This window comes from Streptococcus jiangnanensis, from assembly GCF_040888325.1.
Lineage (GTDB): Bacteria > Bacillota > Bacilli > Lactobacillales > Streptococcaceae > Streptococcus > Streptococcus jiangnanensis.
This window is the reverse complement of the sequence record NZ_JBFNFF010000003.1, coordinates 216769-236967: the sequence shown is the minus strand read 5'-3', so window position 1 is coordinate 236967 and position 20199 is coordinate 216769. Positions and strand designations below refer to the sequence as shown.

The following is a 20199-nucleotide window of genomic DNA, read 5'->3' as shown; positions in this document are numbered from 1 at the left end:
ATGGTAGAGTCTTATAGTAAAAACGCCAATCACAATATGCGACGTCCCGTCGTCAAGGAAGAAATCGTAGAACTCATGCGACAGCGTCAAAAGCAGGTGACAGGTTCCTTGAAAGAATTGGAGACCTTCGCTCGCAAGGAAAACATTCCCATCATTCCTCATGAAACGGTTGCTTATTTCCGTTTTCTAATGGAAACCATGCAACCTAAGAATATTTTGGAGATTGGAACGGCAATTGGCTTTTCTGCCCTCCTGATGGCGGAACATGCGCCAGATGCTAAGATTACAACCATTGACCGTAATCCTGAGATGATTGGCTTTGCCAAGGAAAACTTTGCTCAGTTTGACAGTCGTCAGCAAATCACTCTTTTAGAGGGAGATGCAGTCGATGTTTTATCAACTCTGACAGAAACTTATGACTTTGTCTTTATGGATTCGGCCAAGTCCAAGTATATCGTCTTTCTGCCTGAAATCCTTAAACATTTGGAAGTCGGTGGAGTAGTGGTCTTGGATGATATTTTCCAAGGAGGAGATGTTGCCAAGGACATCATGGAAGTTCGCCGTGGTCAACGCACCATTTATCGAGGTTTGCAAAGACTTTTCGACGCAACTTTGGACAATCCAGGTCTAACAGCAACTCTAGTTCCACTTGGGGACGGCATTCTCATGCTACGAAAGAATCTAGCAGAAGTAGAGCTTCCTGAGAGCGAATGATTTTCAGAAAAATTTAAGAAATTATAGTAAAATAGATAAGGTAACACTTACCGTAAAAGGAGTAAAAATGAAGAAAAAACTTATGGCAGGAGCCATCACACTTTTATCAGTAGCAACACTTGCAGCTTGTTCAAACAGTTCTGAAGGAAAAGATTTGATCAGCATGAAGGGCGATGTGATTACAGAGCATCAATTCTTTGAAGAAGTAAAGAACAATCCAACTGCACAACAAGTCTTGCTCAATATGACCATCCAAAAAGTATTTGAACAACAATATGGATCAGAAGTAACGGATAAAGATGTAGATGATGCTGTTGCTGAAGAACAAAAGAAATACGGCGATAGCTACAACAGCGTGCTTCAACGTGCAGGTATGACACCTGAGACTCGTAAAGCTCAAATCCGTACCAGCAAATTGGTTGAATTGGCAGTTAAGAAGGCTGCAGAGAGTGAGTTGACAGACGAAGCCTACCAAAAAGCTTTTGAGTCTTACACACCAGATGTAACAGCTCAAATCATCCGTTTGGATAATGAAGACAAGGCAAAAGAAGTACTTGAGAAAGCCAAAGCAGAAGGTGCAGATTTTGCTCAGTTGGCAAAAGACAACTCTAACGACGACAAAACAAAAGAAAATGGTGGAGAAATCACTTTTGACTCTGCTTCAACAGAACTTCCCGAACAAGTTAAGAAAGCAGCCTTTGCCTTGGATGTGAATGGGGTTTCTGATGTGATTACAGCTACTGGGACACAAGCCTACAGCAGTCAGTTCTACATCATCAAAGTAACGAAGAAAACAGAAAAATCTTCTAATATAGAGGATTACAAAGAAAAATTGAAGACCATTATCTTGACTCAAAAACAAAATGATTCAGCCTTTGTTCAAGGAGTAATTGGTAAAGAATTGCAAGCAGCAAACATCAAGGTTAAAGACCAATCATTCCAAAACATCTTCACCCAATACATCGGTGGTGGTGACTCAAGCTCAAGTAGCAGCTCTTCATCTAACTAAGAAAGCAAAAAACAAATCTCAAAAGAGATTTGTTTTTTTATACCTGATACTGGAAAATGAGTAAAATTCGAAGGATTAAAGGATAAGAGTTTTTTTCTTTCTGAAAAAGTGGTATAATAGCAATCAAAACTAGAAAATAAAACGGAATTGGGAACAGAAGCGTCTGTTCCTATTAGAGTGGTGAAATATGAAAATTAGTAAAAGGCACCTACTAAACTATTCCATTTTGATTCCTTACTTCCTTTTATCGATTTTGGGGCTGATTGTGGTATATTCGACAACGAGTGCAACCTTGATCGAAGAAGGAAAAAGCGCTTTTCAATTGGTGCGAAACCAAGGGATCTTCTGGATAGCTAGTTTGATTCTGATTGCCTTAATCTATAAATTAAAATTAGGTTTCCTAAGAAACGGACGTCTCATCTTTATCGTAATGATTGTGGAGATGGTTCTTTTAGCTCTTGCACGACTGGTCGGAACACCTGTCAATGGAGCATACGGATGGATTTCTGTAGGACCTGTAACGATTCAGCCTGCAGAGTACCTTAAGATTATCATCATCTGGTACCTGGCACATCGATTTTCAAAACAACAAGATGAGATTGCGGTTTATGACTTCCAGGTTTTGACACAGAATCAGTGGCTACCTCGAGCTTTTAACGACTGGCGTTTTGTTCTGCTGGTTCTGATTGGTAGCTTGGGAATTTTCCCAGATTTGGGAAATGCGACCATCTTGGTCTTGGTGGCGCTCATCATGTATACCGTAAGTGGGATCGCCTATCGTTGGTTCTCGACCATTCTGGCTCTCTTGGCAGGGAGCTCAATGTTAGTCTTGTCTGTCATTCGCTTTGTTGGGGTTGAAAAGTTCTCTCAAATTCCTGTATTTGGTTACGTTGCTAAACGTTTTAGTGCCTTCTTTAATCCCTTTAATGACTTGGCGGGTGCAGGACACCAGCTCGCAAATTCCTACTATGCAATGGTAAATGGAGGCTGGTTCGGACTGGGACTAGGGAATTCCATCGAGAAGCGTGGTTATCTGCCAGAAGCCCATACGGATTTTGTCTTTTCGATTGTCATCGAGGAGTTTGGATTCGTTGGAGCCAGTATGATTTTGGCTTTACTCTTCTTCTTGATTTTGCGAATCATCTTGGTTGGTATTCGAGCAAAGGATCCCTTTAACTCCATGGTTGCTATTGGTGTCGGAGGAATGATCCTTGTTCAGGTCTTTGTCAATATTGGTGGGATTTCAGGGTTGATTCCTTCTACAGGGGTAACCTTCCCCTTCCTTTCACAAGGTGGGAACAGTCTATTGGTATTATCCGTGGCCATCGCGCTTGTACTGAACATTGATGCAAGTGAAAAACGTGCCAAACTTATCAGAGAATACGAGAATCAAACCGATGAAAATCTGTAAGGATTGAATGGAAAGGAAAGTATATGTCTCTTCAAAAATTAGAAAACTATAGTAATAAAGCAGTCGTCCAAGAAGAAGTCTTGATTTTGACGGAGCTATTAGAAGATATCACAAAAAATATGCTGGCCCCAGAGACCTTTGAAAAGATTATCCAGTTGAAGGAATTATCAACTAGCGAGAATTATCAAGGGTTAAATGACCTAGTGACCAGTCTTTCGAATGAAGAAATGATTTACATTTCACGCTATTTCTCTATCCTTCCACTTTTGATTAATATCTCTGAGGATGTGGATTTGGCCTATGAAATCAATCACCAAAATAATGTGGACCAAGACTATCTAGGGAAACTATCTACAACGATTAAGATGGTAGCTGAAAAAGAAAATGCAGCCGAAATTTTAGAAAAGTTAAATGTCGTTCCTGTCTTGACCGCCCATCCAACGCAAGTACAACGCAAGAGTATGCTGGATTTGACCAACCATATCCATACGCTTTTGCGCAAGTACCGTGATGTCAAACTCGGTTTGATTAATAAAGAAAAATGGCACACGGATCTCCGTCGTTATATTGAAATTATCATGCAAACGGACATGATTCGTGAGAAGAAATTGAAAGTAACCAACGAAATCACCAACGTGATGGAGTATTACCAAAGTTCTTTCCTGAATGCTGTTCCGCGTTTAACGGCTGAGTATAAAAAATTGGCTAAAGAACAAGGTATCGAGCTCCAACATCCAAAACCAATTACTATGGGGATGTGGATCGGAGGAGACCGTGATGGAAATCCTTTCGTAACAGCGGAAACTCTTAACAAATCAGCCTTGACTCAGTGCGAAGTCATCATGAACTACTATGATGAAAAGATTTATAATCTTTATCGTGAATTTTCACTGTCAACCAGCATCGTGAATGTCAGCGACAAGGTTCGTGAGATGGCGCTGAAGTCACAAGATAACTCCATTTATCGCGAAAAAGAACTCTATCGTCGTGCCCTCTTTGACGTCCAAGCTAAGATGCAGGCAACCAAGGCTTATCTCATTGAAGACAAGGACCTTCAACCTAGATATGCCACTGCAGATGAATTTTATCAAGATTTGTTGGCCATTCGCGACTCTCTCCTTGAGAACAAAGGAAAATACCTGATTTCAGGAGAATTTGTCGAGTTGATGCAAGCTGTCGAAATTTTTGGTTTCTACCTTGCTTCTATTGATATGCGCCAGGATTCTAGTGTTCACGAAGCCTGTGTGGCTGAATTGCTAGCATCAGCTGGTATTAACGACCATTATAGCGACCTTTCTGAAGACGAAAAATGTACCCTCCTCTTAAAAGAGTTGGAAGAAGACCCTCGTATCCTCTCAGCGACTCATGCTGAAAAGTCAGAACTGCTTGAAAAAGAACTCTCTATCTTTAAAGCTGCGCGCAAGTTGAAGGATAAACTGGGTGAAAATGTTATTCGTCAAACCATCATTTCGCACGCAACCAGTGTATCCGATATGTTAGAGCTAGCCATTATGCTTAAGGAAGTCGGCTTGGTGGATGCCCAAAAAGCCCGCGTTCAGATTGTTCCTCTCTTTGAAACGATTGAAGATTTGGATCACTCAGAAGAAACCATGAGAAGATATTTCTCTCTTCCTTTGGCTAAAAAATGGATTGCTTCAAAAGACAACTACCAAGAAATCATGCTTGGCTACTCTGATAGTAACAAAGACGGTGGTTACCTATCCTCATGTTGGACTCTCTATAAAGCGCAACAACAACTGACTGCTATTGGGGATGAATTTGGCGTTAAAGTCACTTTCTTCCATGGTCGTGGTGGGACTGTCGGTCGTGGTGGTGGTCCAACATATGAAGCCATTACATCTCAACCGCTCAAGTCTATAAAGGACCGTATCCGTCTGACTGAGCAAGGAGAAGTGATTGGAAACAAATACGGTAACAAAGACGCTGCTTATTACAACCTTGAGATGTTGGTTTCTGCAGCCATTAACCGTATGATTACCAAGAAGAAGAGTGATACCAACACATCAAACCGTTACGAAGCTATTATGGACCAAGTAGTGGATCGTAGTTATGATATCTATCGTGACTTGGTCTTTGGAAATGAACATTTCTATGACTACTTCTTTGAATCCAGTCCGATCAAGGCTATTTCAAGCTTCAATATCGGTTCGCGTCCAGCAGCTCGTAAGACCATCACTGAAATTGGCGGTTTGCGTGCTATCCCTTGGGTCTTCTCATGGTCACAAAGTCGTGTCATGTTCCCTGGATGGTATGGAGTAGGATCCAGCTTTAAAGAGTTTATTGATCAAGATCCGAAAAATATCGAGTTTCTTCGTGATATGTACCAAAACTGGCCTTTCTTCCAATCTTTACTTTCCAATGTGGACATGGTCTTGTCCAAGTCTAACATGAACATCGCCTTTGAATATGCCAAGCTCTGTGAAGATGAAGAAGTGCAAGCTATCTTTTACACTATTTTAGATGAATGGCAATTGACCAAGGATGTTATTTTAGCTATTGAAGGTTATGACGAACTCTTGGCAGAAAACTCTTACCTAAAAGACAGTCTAAACTATCGTATGCCTTACTTTAATATCCTTAACTACATCCAGTTGGAGTTGATTAAACGTCAACGTCGTGGCGAATTGTCGGCAGACGAAGAAAGATTGATTCATACAACCATTAACGGAATTGCAACAGGTTTGCGTAATTCAGGTTGATATTTTCTAAACTTCCTCTTTTTCTAGGGGAAGTTTTTGAATTGTTTAAAAAATTCTAAAAATAGTCTTGACAAGTAATTGAAAAATGATATAATTTAAACATTCAGAAAGTAATCATTGAAGTTTTTTAGAGAGTCTGTGCTTGGTGGAAACAGATAGATGAAAGTGATGAAAATTGGGCTGAATGTTATAAAGAATTTGAAATCATAAGAATTCGGTGAGCACACCTTACAGTGCAACTCGTGAAGCGAGAAAGAGCGATAGGGATAGTCCCTATAATTGAGGTGGCACCGCGCATTGACGTCCTCACACAAGTTTTTTGTGTGAGGACTTTTTCTATTAGGAGGATGATGATGGAATTTAAACGATGGCGTCGCTTGTTTTGTTGAAAAGAGCATTATACAAGTGATTTAAAAGGAGAAAGAATATGAAAAATAAACGATTGATTGGAATTATTGCTGGATTAGCAGTATTGGTAATGGCTAGCTTGATTTATTCATCTATGAACAAGCCAGCAGCGAAGGTGGAGCAAAAGGTTGCTAAGGTTGGTGTTCTTCAATTTGTTAGTCACCCATCCTTGGACTTGATTTATCAAGGAATTCAAGATGGACTAGCTGAAGAAGGCTATAAGGACGACCAGGTAAAAATCGACTTTATGAACTCTGAAGGTGACCAGAGTAAGGTTGCAACCATGAGTAAACAATTGGTGGCAAACGGGAACGACCTTGTCGTTGGGATTGCAACACCAGCTGCTCAAGGACTTGCAAGTGCTACAAAAGATCTACCTGTTATCATGGCGGCTGTAACGGATCCAATCGGTGCTAACTTAGTCAAAGATTTGAAAAAACCAGGTGGCAACATTACAGGAGTATCAGACCACAACCCAGCAGAACAACAAGTGGAATTGATTAAAGCTTTGACACCTGATGTCAAAACAATCGGAGCCCTCTACTCAAGTAGCGAAGATAACTCAAAATCACAAGTTGAGGAATTCAAGGCTTATGCTGAAAAAGCAGGTTTGAAAGTCGAAACCTTTGCTGTTCCTTCCACTAACGAAATTGCTTCAACAGTTAATGTTATGACAAGCAAGGTCGATGCAATCTGGGTTCCAATTGACAACACCATCGCATCAGCCTTCCCAACAGTTGTATCAAGCGACCAAACAGCTAAAAAACCAATCTACCCAAGCGCAACTGCCATGGTAGAAGCAGGTGGATTAGCATCTGTAGTAGTTGACCAACACGATCTTGGAGTGGCTACTGGTAAAATGATTGCCAAAGTTTTGAAAGGTGAAAAACCAGCTGATACTCCAGTTAATGTCTTCTCAACTGGTAAATCGGTTATCAACAAAAAACTAGCGCAGGAACTTGGTATCACCATTCCTGAGTCTGTTCTAAAAGAAGCAGGACAAGTGATTGAATAAGGATAAAGGAGGAGCTGGACACATCTCCTCCCATTTTTACAAAGAAAGAAATGAGTGAAAGATTATGATAGTATCCATTATTTCTCAGGGGATGGTCTGGGCGATTTTAGGTTTGGGAATCTTTATGACTTTTCGAATTTTGAATTTCCCTGATATGACTACTGAAGGTTCTTTTCCTCTTGGGGGAGCAGTAGCTGTAACCTTGATAACACAGGGAGTCAATCCATTTTTAGCGACCTTAGCTGCAGTAGGAGCAGGTTGTCTAGCTGGTATGGCGACAGGTCTCTTATATACCAAAGGAAAAATTCCAACCCTCTTATCAGGGATTTTAGTCATGACTTCCTGCCATTCCATCATGCTTATGATAATGGGGCGTGCCAATCTGGGGCTTCTTGGAACCAAACAAATTCAGGATGTCTTGCCTTTTGATTCAGATCTTAACCAACTCCTGACTGGATTAATCTTTGTAGCTCTTGTTATTGGTCTCATGCTCTTTTTCCTAGATACCAAACTAGGTCAGGCCTACATCGCTACAGGTGACAATCCCGATATGGCTCGTAGCTTTGGTATCAATACGGGGCGTATGGAACTCATGGGCTTGGTTCTCTCAAATGGGATTATCGCGCTTGCAGGAGCCTTAATTGCTCAACAAGAAGGATATGCAGATGTTTCTCGAGGAATTGGAGTGATTGTCGTAGGGCTTGCTAGCTTGATTATTGGTGAGGTTTTGTTTAAGAGTTTGACCCTGGCAGAGCGACTCATGACCATCGTTGTGGGGTCTATTGCTTATCAGTTCCTCGTCTGGGGAGTGATTGCTCTTGGGTTTAATACAAGTTATCTTCGTTTGTACAGCGCCTTGATTTTGGCAGTTTGTCTCATGATTCCAACCTTCAAAAGCAAATACCTGAAAGGAGTCAAGTTTAGCAAATGACAGCAATTGTAGAATTAAAAAATGCTACCAAAGTCATCACGAATGGCTTTGATGAGGAAAAAATCATTCTGAATGATGTTTCTCTTGAAATTTTCGAACATGATTTCATTACCATCCTAGGGGGAAATGGAGCAGGGAAGTCAACGCTTTTTAACACGATTGCAGGTACCTTACCTTTAACAAGTGGAAGTATCCGTATCATGGGCGAGGATGTGACGCATTTTTCACCTGAAAAGCGGGCTAAGTACTTGTCTCGTGTCTTTCAAGATCCTAAGATGGGGACGGCTCCCCGTATGACGGTGGCGGAAAATCTCTTAATTGCCAAGTTTCGTGGTGAGAAGAGAGGACTCCTTCCTAGGAGACTTTCAAGCCATAGAGAAGAGTTCCAGACTACCATTGAAAAGGTTGGAAATGGTCTTGAAAAACATCTGGACACTCCTATTGAATTTCTATCAGGTGGTCAACGTCAGGCCTTGAGTCTCTTGATGGCAACCTTGAAGCGACCAGAGTTGCTCTTGTTGGATGAACACACAGCAGCTCTCGACCCAAAGACCAGTGTTGCTTTGATGGAGTTAACAGATGACTTTGTCAGTAAGGATCATCTGACAGCCTTGATGATTACCCACCATATGGAAGATGCACTGAAGTATGGCAATCGTCTGATTGTCATGAAGGAAGGTCGTATTATCCAAGACCTCAATAAAGAAGAAAAAGCTAAGATGAAAATTTCAGACTACTATCAATTATTTGAATAGATGAGTTAAATAATCATCAAAAAATAGAGAAGAGAAACTTAGAAGCATGGAAGTGTTTCTGAGTTTTTTATCTCCTCTTTCTATCTGGAAAAATAAGGCAAAGAGAATTACGGAAAGCGTATGAAATGGTTTACTTTTTTTCAGAAATAAGCTATACTAGTTTACGTGAAACTATGATAAGATGGAGGTATTGTGTATGGTTGACAAGCAAGTCATTGAAGAAATCAAAAACAATGCCAACATTGTGGAAGTCATAGGTGATGTGATTTCTTTACAGAAGGCTGGACGGAACTATTTAGGGCTCTGTCCTTTTCATGGTGAAAAGACCCCCTCTTTCAACGTAGTTGAGGACAAGCAGTTTTATCACTGTTTTGGCTGTGGTCGTTCAGGAGATGTCTTTAAGTTTATCGAAGAATACCAAGGCGTGTCCTTTATGGAAGCCGTTCAACTCTTAGGAGAGCGCGTCGGTATTCAACTAGCTATGCCTGTTCAGTCTCGTCCCCAACAAGCTTCCCCTCATCAAGCTCTATATGATATGCATGAAGAAGCTGCCCGTTTTTACCATGCCATCCTCATGACGACAAAGATGGGAGAAGAAGCAAGGGCTTATCTCTACAAACGCGGATTGACAGACGATGTTCTGAAGCACTTCCAGATTGGACTAGCTCCAGCAGAGAGAACTTATCTCTATCAACGTTTGGCTGACAAGTTTGAGGAAAAGGATTTATTGGATTCGGGCTTGTTTTATCTGTCAGATGGTAATCAATTTTATGATACTTTTTTTGGACGGATCATCTTTCCTTTGACCAATGACAAGGGACAGGTCATTGCATTTTCAGGTCGTATCTGGCAAGAAACTGACAGTCAGACTGCCAAATATAAAAATAGTCGCTCGACTGCAATTTTTAACAAGAGTTACGAATTGTATCATTTGGACAAGGCAAAAAAGGGAACAGGTAAGATTACAGAGCTCTATCTGATGGAAGGCTTCATGGATGTGATCGCAGCCTACCGTGCTGGTATAGAAAATGCTGTAGCTTCCATGGGAACAGCCTTAAGCAAGGAGCATGTTGACCACCTTAAACGCTTTACCAAAAAAATTGTTCTCAGCTATGATGGCGACAAGGCAGGGCAGGCAGCAACAGCCAAGGCTCTAGAGGAGTTAAAAGACTTCTCAGTTGAGGTTGTTCGAGTACCTGATGCCATGGACCCAGATGAGTATTTGCAAAAGAATTCTGCTGAAGACCTGGCTTACCTTTTAACCAAGACTCGGATTAGTCCCATAGAGTTCTATATTCACCAGCTCAAGCCGGAAAATAGTGATAACTTACAGGCGCAAATTGAGTTCATTGAAAAGATTGCACCCCTAATCGCCAAAGAAAAGTCTATCACTGCCCAGAATTCTTATATCCACATTCTGGCGGATAATCTACCTTCTTTTGATTACCAGCAGGTGGAACAGATAGTAAATGAAAGTCGCATTGTTCAAAGGCAGGAAAGAGTAAAAGAGGAGCAACCTCCAGCAGCGATTAGTTTACCTGTAACGCGACAACTGACAGCAGTCATGAGAGCAGAGGCGCATCTCCTATATAGGATGGCTGAGAATCCAGTTGTTCTAAATGACTACAGATTAAGAGAAGATTTTTTCTTTGATACCCCAGAATTTCAGATTCTTTACGAATTATTAAGTGAGCAGGGAGAAATCGGCTCAGAGGAGCTTTCTCATCAGACGCCTGAGGTTGAAAATGCTTGGTACCACGTGCTTAGCTTGGATTTGCCAGTTGAGATGTCGCCTCAAGAGCTAGTAGAAGTAGAAGCGACTCGAAACCGTGCCCTCCTCAGAAAGGACAACTTAAGAATTAAAAAGAAAGTGCAGGAAGCTAGTCATGTAGGAGATACAGACACAGCCTTGGAAGAATTGCAACGATTGATTTCCCAAAAGAGAAGAATGGAGTAATAATGGCAACAAAACAAAAAGAAGTAACGACATTTGATGTGCAAGTAGCAGACTTTATCCGTAACCACAAAAAAACAGGAACAGCAACAGATGACGAAATCAATTCAAGTCTGGTTATTCCTTTCACCCTCGATGCAGACGGCATTGAAGACCTTTTGCAACGGATTCAGGATGCTGGAATTTCTATCACAGATAATGAAGGAAATCCAAGTGCGCGTGTGCTTAGTGCAGAAGAAGAACCAGAACTCAGTGATGAGGACTTGATTGGCTCAACTTCTGCCAAGGTTAATGACCCAGTCCGTATGTATTTGAAGGAAATCGGGGTCGTTCCTCTCTTGACCAACGAAGAGGAAAAAGAATTGGCCCTAGCAGTTGAGGCTGGTGATATTGAAGCCAAACAACGTCTTGCAGAAGCCAACCTTCGTTTGGTGGTTTCGATTGCTAAGCGCTACGTAGGGCGTGGTATGCAATTTCTTGACTTGATCCAAGAAGGAAACATGGGCTTGATGAAGGCTGTTGACAAGTTTGACTATTCAAAAGGATTTAAGTTTTCTACGTATGCAACTTGGTGGATTCGTCAGGCAATCACTCGTGCCATTGCTGACCAGGCCCGCACTATTCGTATCCCTGTCCACATGGTAGAAACCATTAATAAGCTTGTCCGTGAACAGCGTAATCTCCTTCAAGAATTGGGACAAGATCCAACTCCTGAACAAATCGCTGAGCGTATGGATATGACACCTGACAAGGTCCGTGAAATCCTAAAGATTGCCCAAGAACCAGTATCACTTGAAACACCGATTGGTGAAGAGGACGATAGCCATCTTGGGGACTTTATCGAAGACGAAGTGATTGAAAATCCAGTAGACTACACAACTCGTATCGTCTTACGTGAGCAGTTGGATGAAGTCTTGGATACTCTCACAGACCGTGAAGAAAACGTTCTGCGCCTTCGTTTTGGTTTGGACGATGGGAAAATGCGTACTCTTGAAGATGTTGGTAAAGTCTTTAACGTGACTCGTGAGCGTATCCGTCAGATCGAGGCCAAGGCTTTGAGAAAATTGCGCCAACCAAGTCGCAGCAAACCCCTTCGTGATTTTATTGAAGACTAAGAGTGAGGAATAACATGGCTTATACAGAAGAGCAAATTGAAACAATCAAAACACGCATTTTAAATGCCTTGGAAGAAGTCATCGACCCTGAGTTGGGGATTGATATTGTCAACCTAGGTTTGATTTATGAAATTCGTTTTGATGGTGAAACAGGTCACACTGAAATTGATATGACCTTGACAACTATGGGCTGCCCACTGGCTGACCTTTTGACAGACCAGATACATGATGCGATGACAGATGTGCCTGAGGTAACTAATACCGAAGTCAAATTGGTCTGGTATCCAGCTTGGACGGTTGAAAAAATGAGCCGATATGCACGTATCGCTCTAGGAATTAAATAAAGACTAAGAAAAATGCGAGAGATGATTGGAAAATAGGGTAATTTTATCCTTTTTCCTTTGGTCTCTTCTTTCTTTTGCTGATTTTCTGGAAATAAAATGGTATAATGGAAGGTATGGAAAACGAAAAATTGCGTATTAATATGCTGAGTTCAAGTGAAAAAGTAGCTGGTCAAGGAGTGTCAGGAGCTTATCGAGAATTGGTTAGTCTCCTTCACCGTGATGCCAAAGACCAGTTGATTGTTACAGAGAATCTTCCTGTAGAAGCGGATGTAACTCACTTTCATACCATTGATTTCCCCTATTATTTATCCACTTTCCAAAAGAAACGCTCTGGGAGAAAAATTGGCTATGTGCATTTTTTGCCTGATACGCTTGAGGGGAGTTTGAAGATCCCATTTTTCCTAAAAGGAATTGTCAAACGCTATGTTTTTTCCTTTTATAACCGAATGGAACACTTAGTGGTGGTCAATCCCATGTTTATCGAGGATTTAGTGGCTGCTGGTATTCCGCGTGAAAAAGTAACTTATATTCCAAATTTTGTAAACAAAGAAAAATGGCATCCATTACCAGCTGAACAGGTTGCACAACTCCGGAAGGAAATGGATCTTGCGGAAGATCAGTTTGTCGTAATCGGTGCGGGTCAGGTTCAGAAACGTAAAGGAATTGATGATTTTATCCGTCTTGCTGAGGAATTGCCAGAAATTACCTTTATCTGGGCAGGTGGTTTTTCATTTGGTGGGATGACAGATGGTTATGAACGCTACAAGAAGATAATGGACAATCCACCCAAAAATCTTATTTTCCCTGGAATTGTGTCACCCGAACGGATGCGGGAGCTTTACGCTATGGCGGATCTATTCTTGCTACCAAGTTACAATGAATTATTCCCTATGACTATCTTAGAGGCCGCTAGTTGCGAGGCTCCTATTATGTTAAGAGATTTGGATTTGTATAAGGTTATTCTTGATGGGAATTATCGTGCTACAAGTGATGTTTCCGAGATGAGAGAAGCAATCCTAGAATACAAGAATGCCCCTGAAGTCTTAAAGGACTTGAAAGAAAAAGCTCGCGAGATCTCCAAAGAGTACTCTGAGGAGCATTTGTTGGAAATCTGGTTAAAATTTTATCGAGAACAGGCTGCTTTGGGCAAAAAGTGAGGTAATTTATGCGAATTGGTTTATTTACAGATACCTATTTCCCTCAGGTTTCCGGGGTCGCGACTAGTATTCGGACTTTGAAAACTGAGCTTGAAAAGCAGGGGCATGCAGTTTTTATCTTTACAACGACTGATAAAGACGTAAACCGATACGAGGATTGGCAAATTATTCGCATTCCGAGTGTCCCTTTCTTTGCATTTAAGGATCGACGATTTGCCTACCGAGGTTTTACAAAGGCGCTTGAAATTGCCAAGCAGTATCAACTCGATATTATTCATACCCAGACAGAATTTTCTCTTGGTTTGTTAGGGATTTGGATTGCGAGAGAATTGAAAATTCCAGTTATTCATACCTACCATACCCAGTATGAAGACTATGTGCATTACATTGCTAAGGGCATGCTAATTCGTCCGAGTATGGTAAAATATTTGGTGCGAGGCTTCCTTCATGATGTAGATGGCGTAATTTGCCCTAGTGAGATTGTTCGTGACCTTTTATCGAAATACAAAGTTAAGGTTGAAAAGCGTGTCATCCCAACTGGAATTGAGCTGGCTAAGTTTGAACGACCTGAGATCAAAGAGGAAAACTTGCAAGAACTTCGTTCGAAGTTAGGTATTCAGGAAGGCGAGAAAATGCTACTGAGCCTTTCTCGTATCTCCTTTGAGAAGAATATCCAAGCAGTCTTAGCTGCCTTTGCACAGGTTTTGAAAGAAGAAGACAAGGTGAAGTTAGTTGTTGCTGGAGACGGACCTTATTTGGACAGTCTGAAGGAACAAGCAGGGAAATTAAACATACAAAAACATGTGATTTTTACAGGTATGATTGCTCCAAGTGAGACAGCCTTGTACTATAAAGCAGCTGATTTCTTTATTTCAGCCTCTACGAGTGAAACTCAAGGCTTAACCTATCTAGAAAGTCTAGCCAGTGGAACGCCTGTTATTGCTCATGGCAATCCCTATCTTGAAAATCTGATCAATGATAAAATGTTTGGGACCCTCTACTATGGAGAACGAGAGCTTGCAGGAGCTATCCTTGAAGCTTTGATTGCTACTCCTGATATGTCTGAACAAAAGTTAGCGGATAAGTTGTACGAGATTTCGGCTGAAAATTTTGGGAAACGAGTTCATGAGTTTTACCTTGATGCTATTATCTCAAATAACTTTGAACATGAGTTACATGATGGACAACCTGTCACTCAGCGCTTCTTAAAAACGATTCTCTATCTACCACAAAAGGCTGTTACAAGCCCAGTAAAAGAATCCAAGCGTATTTTAAGAGCGTCTCGAAAACAATTGTCTAGCATCAGAGATTATTGGAGAGACGAATTCAAATAATAGAATAAGAGGAAGAAAAAATGAAAAAATTAATGAGAAGCGGGAAAGATCAAAAAATTGGAGGCGTTTGCGCAGGAGTGGCCCACTATTTTGATATTGATCCGACGATTGTCCGTGTGATTTGGGGAGTTCTAGCCTTTTGTTATGGAGCAGGGGTTCTTGCTTACTTGATTTTGTGGGCAATTGCACCTGTTTCTACAGAATATTAAATTAGAATTATATAGAAAAAGGAGAAGTTATGGCTTTTGGAGATAACGGAAAACGTAAAAAAACTTTGTTTGAAAAGGTGACACTTGTTGTCGTGCTCATCATGTTGTTTGTAACCCTTGCTGGTATCTTTGCAACTGCGCTTGGAGCTTTTAGTAGATTCTAAGCAAGCTACGAGGATAGAAACAATAACTAATGACTGGGTTCTCCCCAGCCTTTTTAAAGTGAGAAGAAAATATGAGTATGTTTTTAGATACAGCCAAGATCAAGGTCAAGGCTGGTAATGGTGGCGATGGCATGGTTGCTTTTCGCCGTGAAAAATATGTCCCTAATGGCGGTCCTTGGGGTGGTGATGGTGGACGTGGAGGTAACGTTGTTTTCGTGGTAGACGAAGGCTTGCGTACCTTGATGGATTTCCGCTATAACCGTCATTTCAAGGCTGATTCCGGTGAAAAAGGAATGACCAAAGGAATGCACGGACGTGGTGCAGAAGATCTACGTGTTCGCGTGCCACAGGGGACTACTGTACGTGATGCGGAAACAGGTAAAGTCATTACAGACTTGATTGAGCATGGTCAAGAGTTTATCGTGGCTCATGGCGGTCGAGGTGGTCGTGGAAATATCCGTTTTGCCACGCCAAAAAATCCTGCACCTGAAATCTCTGAGAATGGAGAACCAGGTCAAGAACGTGAGTTGCAACTGGAATTGAAGATTCTAGCGGATGTCGGCTTGGTCGGTTTCCCATCTGTCGGAAAGTCAACTTTGCTTAGTGTCATCACTTCAGCTAAACCTAAAATCGGTGCTTACCACTTTACGACGATTGTCCCTAATCTAGGGATGGTTCGTACGCAGTCAGGTGAATCTTTTGCAGTAGCAGACCTTCCAGGTTTGATTGAAGGGGCCAGTCAAGGTGTTGGTCTTGGAACCCAGTTTCTTCGTCATATCGAACGTACACGAGTTATCCTCCATGTCATCGATATGTCAGCTAGCGAAGGACGTGATCCTTATGAGGATTACCTTGCTATCAATAAGGAATTAGAATCTTACAACCTTCGTCTCATGGAACGTCCGCAGATCATTGTGGCCAACAAGATGGATATGCTTGAAAGTCAGGAAAATCTGAAAACTTTCAAGGAAAAGTTGGCAGCAAACTACGACGAGTTTGAGGAACTTCCAGCCATCTTCCCAATTTCTGGTCTGACCAAGCAAGGGTTGGCGACTCTTTTGGACGCGACAGCCGAGTTGTTAGACAAGACTCCAGAATTCCCGATTTATGATGAATCCGATATGGAAGAAGAGGCTTACTATGGCTTTGACGAGGAAGAAAAAGCCTTTGAGATTAGTCGTGATGATGATGCGACATGGGTACTTTCTGGTGAAAAACTCATGAAACTCTTTAACATGACCAACTTTGACCGTGACGAATCGGTCATGAAGTTTGCCCGTCAGCTTCGTGGTATGGGGGTTGACGAAGCTCTTCGTGCACGTGGTGCCAAAGATGGTGACTTGGTCCGAATTGGTAAATTTGAATTTGAATTTGTAGACTAGGAGATTGATATGGGAGATAAACCGATATCATTCCGAGATGCAGATGGAAATTTTGTTTCTGCAGCAGATGTGTGGAATGAAAAGAAACTAGAAGAATTGTTTAATCGTCTAAATCCTAAACGTGCTCTTCGATTGGCGCGTACAAAGAAAGAAGAAACACAGTCAAAGAAATAAAAAATTCCCGTGATCTTTTAATCACGGGATTTGTTTTATTCACTAAAGAAAAATGGTGGCGCATATTTTTTAAGACTCTCAAAACAAGCTTGCGCTTTTGTAGCATCTTCACAGATAATCATGCAGACATCGTCTCCACAAAGGGTTGCAACGATATCTGGAAAGGCCAAGGAATCAATTACAGATCCAAATGATTGGGCTAAACCGGGTAAAGTTTTCAAAATAACCTGGTGTTGCACAGGACGTAGCATAACAAGAGCGTCTTCCATATAGTTTTCAAGACGTTTTTCCCACTTGGAGATAGAGCCTGTATTTAGCACATAGTAAGAATTATCCTCTTCGCGCACTTTTGAAAGGTTCATGGTTTTGATATCGCGTGATAAGGTAGCCTGAGTAACTTGGATATCATTTTCCGCTAACAAGGCTTGTAATTCAGCTTGCGTATGGATTTTGTTTTTTGAAACGAGGGCGCGGATAAGTTGGTGTCTGTGTTCTGATTTGTTCATAAAGTAAGTACTCCTTTTACAAGGTACAGTAGCGTGGACTAAACGAAAATGTCAGTCGGGTGGTAGGCGGTATTGTCACGTATGATGATTTTAAAGTCAGTAAGATAAAGAACTAGATGGAGGGATTCTCCTTCTTTTAACTTGTCACTAGTTGCGTGCAGATAAACTGGGTAGCAATCTGTTCATCTACATTGATGTTCTTTAATGACAGTGAATCATTCAATTTGGGTAGCTTTTTGTCACGGCGTTTTGTGAATTCACTCTAAATGTAATTCACAGAGATTTCCAACATGTGGTCTAGTAGCGTATATGATAAATGGTTACACATGTTGGTTAGAGGGAGTATCTTTTGTCCAAGTTCTATCTAGGGGCTTCTAAAATGCTTTTAGATGAACTGAATTTGATACAAAGTTTATGTTTGATTCGACTGTTCAAGTGGAAAACTTTGGTTATAGGTAGTTCAATGGTCGAATTCATTGACTTTTCCTTTGAATACTTCCATATTGAAAGTCTGGTAGATTATACCTTTTGAGAAGGTAGGATAAGACTAGACTGTGCTAAATCAATAGTCAATTGATAGTCTGTATTATCTCGAATTGTAATCTCAAAGTCTGTGGTGTAGAGAACCAAACGGAGAGTATCTCCTTTTTTAAGTTTGTAGATAGTTGGTTGAAGCTCTAGCTTGAAGTCCATCCATTCATTTGGTTGGATTTCTTCAATCGTCAAGAGATTGGTTCGATTTTGAAGATTAAGGTAGCCTTTGGTGATGACACGTTGGGCACTTGGGTTGAATGGTAGTTCACAGAGATTTTCTAACATGTGGTAACGGCCATTATCAATGGTTCTAGCACTTAAAACAGCTGGATAAGGCTGCAGATATTTCTTTTGTCCAAGTTCTAACAGTTGGGCTGATAATAAGCCCTTGTTCGTACTCGATTTGACACGAAGTTTCAGCTCCACTCGCCCATTTAAGTGAATGTCTTGACTTACTGGAAGGTCAATGGTGATCTGATTGGCTTTTCCTTGGTAAAGTTCAGTGTTGAAGGTCTGGTAAGTCTTTCCATAACGATCAAAATCTTTTTGATCATACTGGTTTTGAATCACTTTTTCTTCAGTTCCAAGTGAGAAGGTATGCAGTTCATCCTGCTTGCCAAAGTTATCAAGATCTTGCCATCTTTGCGGTGCGATATTGTCCTGCCAGATGACAGTCGGAAGTTGATAGCCTGAGTCAAGTCCTAACAATTTCTTACTTAACAAGGCATTCATGGACTCGCGGAAGTCGATCGACTGCCAATTGTTCATATAGACATGGGCACCATGATGGAAAAAGAGGTGCTTATTGATATGGCTAGGAAGGGCATGAAACATCTGGTAAACATGAAGAGGTTTGACATTCCAATCCTGGGAACCATGCGTAAAAACGACCTCAGCTTGAACCTTGTGAGCATTGAGCAGATAGTTGCGGTCATGCCAAAACTGATTGTAGTCACCAGTCTTGCGATCGAGTTTCTCTTTAACCTTTTCTAAGTCTGCTTGATGAGCTTCATTGCCACGGATATAGTCACCAGCTTGGAGGTTGCGAGAGTAGGTCAATTCAGCAAGTGAGTCAAAATCCTCACCCGGGTAACCACCAGGGCTAGTCACTAGACCATTTTCCCGATAGTAGTTGTACCAAGAGGAAATACCTGCTTCCGCGATGATGACTTCTAAGCCATCAACACCAGTGGTGGCGAGACCATTGGACATGGTACCTAGATAGGAAATACCTGTTGTTGCGACTTTGCCGTTTGACCAGTCAGCCTTGACTTGGCGCTTGCGCGTGTGGTCCGTGAAAGCACGACAACGACCATTGAGCCAATCAATGACATTTTTATAAGCTTCAATCTGCTGGTAGTCACCATTGGTCATGAGACCTTGAGAATCTTTGGTTCCAACACCCGATACATAGAGATTGGCAAATCCACGTGGGAGGAAGTAGTCATTGAGTGTATATGAGCTATTGATATGAGATAGCTTTTCTTCAGCTTCTGAGACGACTTCTGCTTGACCATGAGGTTCGACTAAATTCAGCTTGGGCTCCTCAAGTTCAATGGTGTGGGGCAGTTTGACCTCAAGCTCCCCTTCCATTTTGTAGAGAGCCTTGTCACTGGCTTTGTCGTTGGTCCCTTGGTGATAAGGGCTGGCAGTCATAAGAGCAGGTACATGACCATCGTAACGTGGGCGGATAACGCTGACTTTAACTAAATCAGGGAGTCCGTCTTTATCAGTATCCACACGGCTCTCGACATACACGACTTCACGAATGACAATGTGAGTAGAGAAGGTTGCCAAGCTCTTACCGTTAAAGTAGTGGTAGTGATTGTCTTCTGAAATGAGTCCATCACTAACAAGCTGATCGATGAGCGTATTTCCTTTTTTCGTTCGCGTATTGAGTAACTGATAAAGATTTTCAATGAGATCTCCATAAACAATAGGAAAACCAGTTTCTTTACGAAACTGTTCGGCATCCTCAAAGTCAACAAGATAGCTAAATCCTAAAAGTTGAAAAACTACTGTGTAGAAAATCTCCGCAGTTAACTCACGGTCTGACTGGAAAAAAGTTACTAAATCTGTTTCTTTATCCGCAGCCAAAGTCGATAAGGCATAATCCGTGTTAGAATAAGTGAAAAAACTCCAACGAATGAAGTCTTCAAACTGTCTTTTTAAGGACAGTTGGGGTGACAGCTTTAGACCAAGATCTTCTAATTCTTCAAATCGTTGAGAACTAGTGGTTGGTTGGTAGCTGAATTGATTAAAACGCATGTTTCTCTCCTTTGAAAACAGACTGGATTTATTATATCAAAAAAGAGGGAAAAATGGAATAAATAAACTTAAATGAAATAAATTTCTTAAACCAG

18 protein-coding genes and 1 other annotated feature are annotated in these 20199 nt (G+C 41.3%); of the genes, 16 read left to right on the top strand and 2 right to left on the bottom strand.

What is annotated here, in order from left to right:
- From AB2B49_RS05605 to AB2B49_RS05530, 16 genes are all read left to right on the top strand, one after another.
- Positions 1–714: an O-methyltransferase gene (locus AB2B49_RS05605; protein ID WP_083303894.1), complete on the top strand. Its 714-nt coding sequence runs from the start codon at positions 1–3 to the stop codon at positions 712–714.
- A gap of 67 nt (positions 715–781) precedes the next feature.
- A complete protein-coding gene (gene prsA / locus AB2B49_RS05600) occupies positions 782–1723 on the top strand; it encodes a peptidylprolyl isomerase PrsA (protein ID WP_000728082.1) in 942 nt (313 codons plus the stop codon).
- 187 nt (positions 1724–1910) lie between these two features.
- Entirely contained in the window at positions 1911–3134 is a 1224-nt protein-coding gene (gene ftsW, locus AB2B49_RS05595; protein WP_000703342.1) for a cell division peptidoglycan polymerase FtsW, read from the top strand.
- Positions 3135–3157: 23 nt separating this feature from the next.
- The gene (ppc, locus tag AB2B49_RS05590; protein ID WP_320691989.1) at positions 3158–5854 is read left to right on the top strand and encodes a phosphoenolpyruvate carboxylase; all 2697 of its coding nucleotides are present in this window, start codon (positions 3158–3160) and stop codon (positions 5852–5854) included.
- Positions 5855–5949: 95 nt separating this feature from the next.
- Positions 5950–6165, top strand: a binding site (T-box leader).
- Positions 6166–6281: 116 nt separating this feature from the next.
- Entirely contained in the window at positions 6282–7277 is a 996-nt protein-coding gene (gene trpX / locus AB2B49_RS05585; protein WP_049505729.1) for a tryptophan ABC transporter substrate-binding protein, read from the top strand.
- 64 nt (positions 7278–7341) lie between these two features.
- Entirely contained in the window at positions 7342–8208 is an 867-nt protein-coding gene (locus AB2B49_RS05580) for an ABC transporter permease (protein WP_000637255.1), read from the top strand.
- Positions 8205–8963: an ABC transporter ATP-binding protein gene (locus tag AB2B49_RS05575; RefSeq protein ID WP_049505730.1), complete on the top strand. Its 759-nt coding sequence runs from the start codon at positions 8205–8207 to the stop codon at positions 8961–8963. The genes AB2B49_RS05580 and AB2B49_RS05575 overlap by 4 nt, the downstream gene beginning before the upstream one ends.
- Before the next feature lie 196 nt (positions 8964–9159).
- The gene (dnaG, locus tag AB2B49_RS05570) at positions 9160–10920 is read left to right on the top strand and encodes a DNA primase (protein WP_049505731.1); all 1761 of its coding nucleotides are present in this window, start codon (positions 9160–9162) and stop codon (positions 10918–10920) included.
- 2 nt (positions 10921–10922) lie between these two features.
- On the top strand, positions 10923–12032 hold the full coding sequence (rpoD, locus tag AB2B49_RS05565; protein WP_000201892.1) for an RNA polymerase sigma factor RpoD: 1110 nt from the start codon (positions 10923–10925) through the stop codon (positions 12030–12032).
- 14 nt (positions 12033–12046) lie between these two features.
- Positions 12047–12376 carry a metal-sulfur cluster assembly factor gene (locus AB2B49_RS05560; protein ID WP_000331930.1) on the top strand — a complete coding sequence of 110 codons (330 nt, stop codon included), beginning with the start codon at positions 12047–12049 and terminating at the stop codon, positions 12374–12376.
- 113 nt (positions 12377–12489) lie between these two features.
- Positions 12490–13533, top strand: coding sequence for a glycosyltransferase family 4 protein (locus tag AB2B49_RS05555; protein WP_049505948.1), 1044 nt, complete (start codon positions 12490–12492; stop codon positions 13531–13533).
- Positions 13534–13541: 8 nt separating this feature from the next.
- Positions 13542–14867 (top strand): glycosyltransferase family 4 protein, encoded by a 1326-nt coding sequence (locus AB2B49_RS05550; protein WP_320691988.1) that lies wholly within the window; start codon positions 13542–13544, stop codon positions 14865–14867.
- A 20-nt stretch (positions 14868–14887) separates the two neighbouring features.
- Positions 14888–15076 carry a PspC domain-containing protein gene (locus AB2B49_RS05545; RefSeq protein WP_180364415.1) on the top strand — a complete coding sequence of 63 codons (189 nt, stop codon included), beginning with the start codon at positions 14888–14890 and terminating at the stop codon, positions 15074–15076.
- Between the two features lie 29 nt (positions 15077–15105).
- Complete coding sequence (locus tag AB2B49_RS05540; RefSeq protein ID WP_000863851.1) at positions 15106–15240, top strand: DUF4044 domain-containing protein; 135 nt, start codon at positions 15106–15108, stop codon at positions 15238–15240.
- Between the two features lie 71 nt (positions 15241–15311).
- A complete protein-coding gene (gene obgE, locus AB2B49_RS05535; RefSeq protein ID WP_049505732.1) occupies positions 15312–16622 on the top strand; it encodes a GTPase ObgE in 1311 nt (436 codons plus the stop codon).
- Between the two features lie 9 nt (positions 16623–16631).
- The gene (locus tag AB2B49_RS05530; protein ID WP_000502578.1) at positions 16632–16796 is read left to right on the top strand and encodes a hypothetical protein; all 165 of its coding nucleotides are present in this window, start codon (positions 16632–16634) and stop codon (positions 16794–16796) included.
- Positions 16797–16831: 35 nt separating this feature from the next.
- Here the strand turns inward: AB2B49_RS05530 and AB2B49_RS05525 are convergent, their stop codons facing one another.
- Entirely contained in the window at positions 16832–17302 is a 471-nt protein-coding gene (locus tag AB2B49_RS05525) for an arginine repressor (RefSeq protein WP_001043018.1), read from the bottom strand.
- Positions 17303–17821: 519 nt separating this feature from the next.
- Positions 17822–20104 carry a Xaa-Pro dipeptidyl-peptidase gene (locus AB2B49_RS05520; protein WP_049505733.1) on the bottom strand — a complete coding sequence of 761 codons (2283 nt, stop codon included), beginning with the start codon at positions 20102–20104 and terminating at the stop codon, positions 17822–17824.
- Between the last annotated feature and the right edge of the window lie 95 nt (positions 20105–20199).

Coding starts and splice junctions, on each gene's coding strand:
- prsA (WP_000728082.1), top strand. CDS start 782: ATGAAGAAAAAACTTATGGCAGGAGCCATCACACTTTTATCAGTAGCA.
- ppc (WP_320691989.1), top strand. CDS start 3,158: ATGTCTCTTCAAAAATTAGAAAACTATAGTAATAAAGCAGTCGTCCAA.
- ftsW (WP_000703342.1), top strand. CDS start 1,911: ATGAAAATTAGTAAAAGGCACCTACTAAACTATTCCATTTTGATTCCT.
- AB2B49_RS05545 (WP_180364415.1), top strand. CDS start 14,888: ATGAAAAAATTAATGAGAAGCGGGAAAGATCAAAAAATTGGAGGCGTT.
- AB2B49_RS05525 (WP_001043018.1), bottom strand. CDS start 17,302: ATGAACAAATCAGAACACAGACACCAACTTATCCGCGCCCTCGTTTCA.
- AB2B49_RS05580 (WP_000637255.1), top strand. CDS start 7,342: ATGATAGTATCCATTATTTCTCAGGGGATGGTCTGGGCGATTTTAGGT.
- AB2B49_RS05605 (WP_083303894.1), top strand. CDS start 1: ATGGTAGAGTCTTATAGTAAAAACGCCAATCACAATATGCGACGTCCC.
- AB2B49_RS05550 (WP_320691988.1), top strand. CDS start 13,542: ATGCGAATTGGTTTATTTACAGATACCTATTTCCCTCAGGTTTCCGGG.
- AB2B49_RS05555 (WP_049505948.1), top strand. CDS start 12,490: ATGGAAAACGAAAAATTGCGTATTAATATGCTGAGTTCAAGTGAAAAA.
- AB2B49_RS05560 (WP_000331930.1), top strand. CDS start 12,047: ATGGCTTATACAGAAGAGCAAATTGAAACAATCAAAACACGCATTTTA.
- AB2B49_RS05520 (WP_049505733.1), bottom strand. CDS start 20,104: ATGCGTTTTAATCAATTCAGCTACCAACCAACCACTAGTTCTCAACGA.
- AB2B49_RS05540 (WP_000863851.1), top strand. CDS start 15,106: ATGGCTTTTGGAGATAACGGAAAACGTAAAAAAACTTTGTTTGAAAAG.
- rpoD (WP_000201892.1), top strand. CDS start 10,923: ATGGCAACAAAACAAAAAGAAGTAACGACATTTGATGTGCAAGTAGCA.
- AB2B49_RS05575 (WP_049505730.1), top strand. CDS start 8,205: ATGACAGCAATTGTAGAATTAAAAAATGCTACCAAAGTCATCACGAAT.
- dnaG (WP_049505731.1), top strand. CDS start 9,160: ATGGTTGACAAGCAAGTCATTGAAGAAATCAAAAACAATGCCAACATT.
- AB2B49_RS05530 (WP_000502578.1), top strand. CDS start 16,632: ATGGGAGATAAACCGATATCATTCCGAGATGCAGATGGAAATTTTGTT.
- trpX (WP_049505729.1), top strand. CDS start 6,282: ATGAAAAATAAACGATTGATTGGAATTATTGCTGGATTAGCAGTATTG.
- obgE (WP_049505732.1), top strand. CDS start 15,312: ATGAGTATGTTTTTAGATACAGCCAAGATCAAGGTCAAGGCTGGTAAT.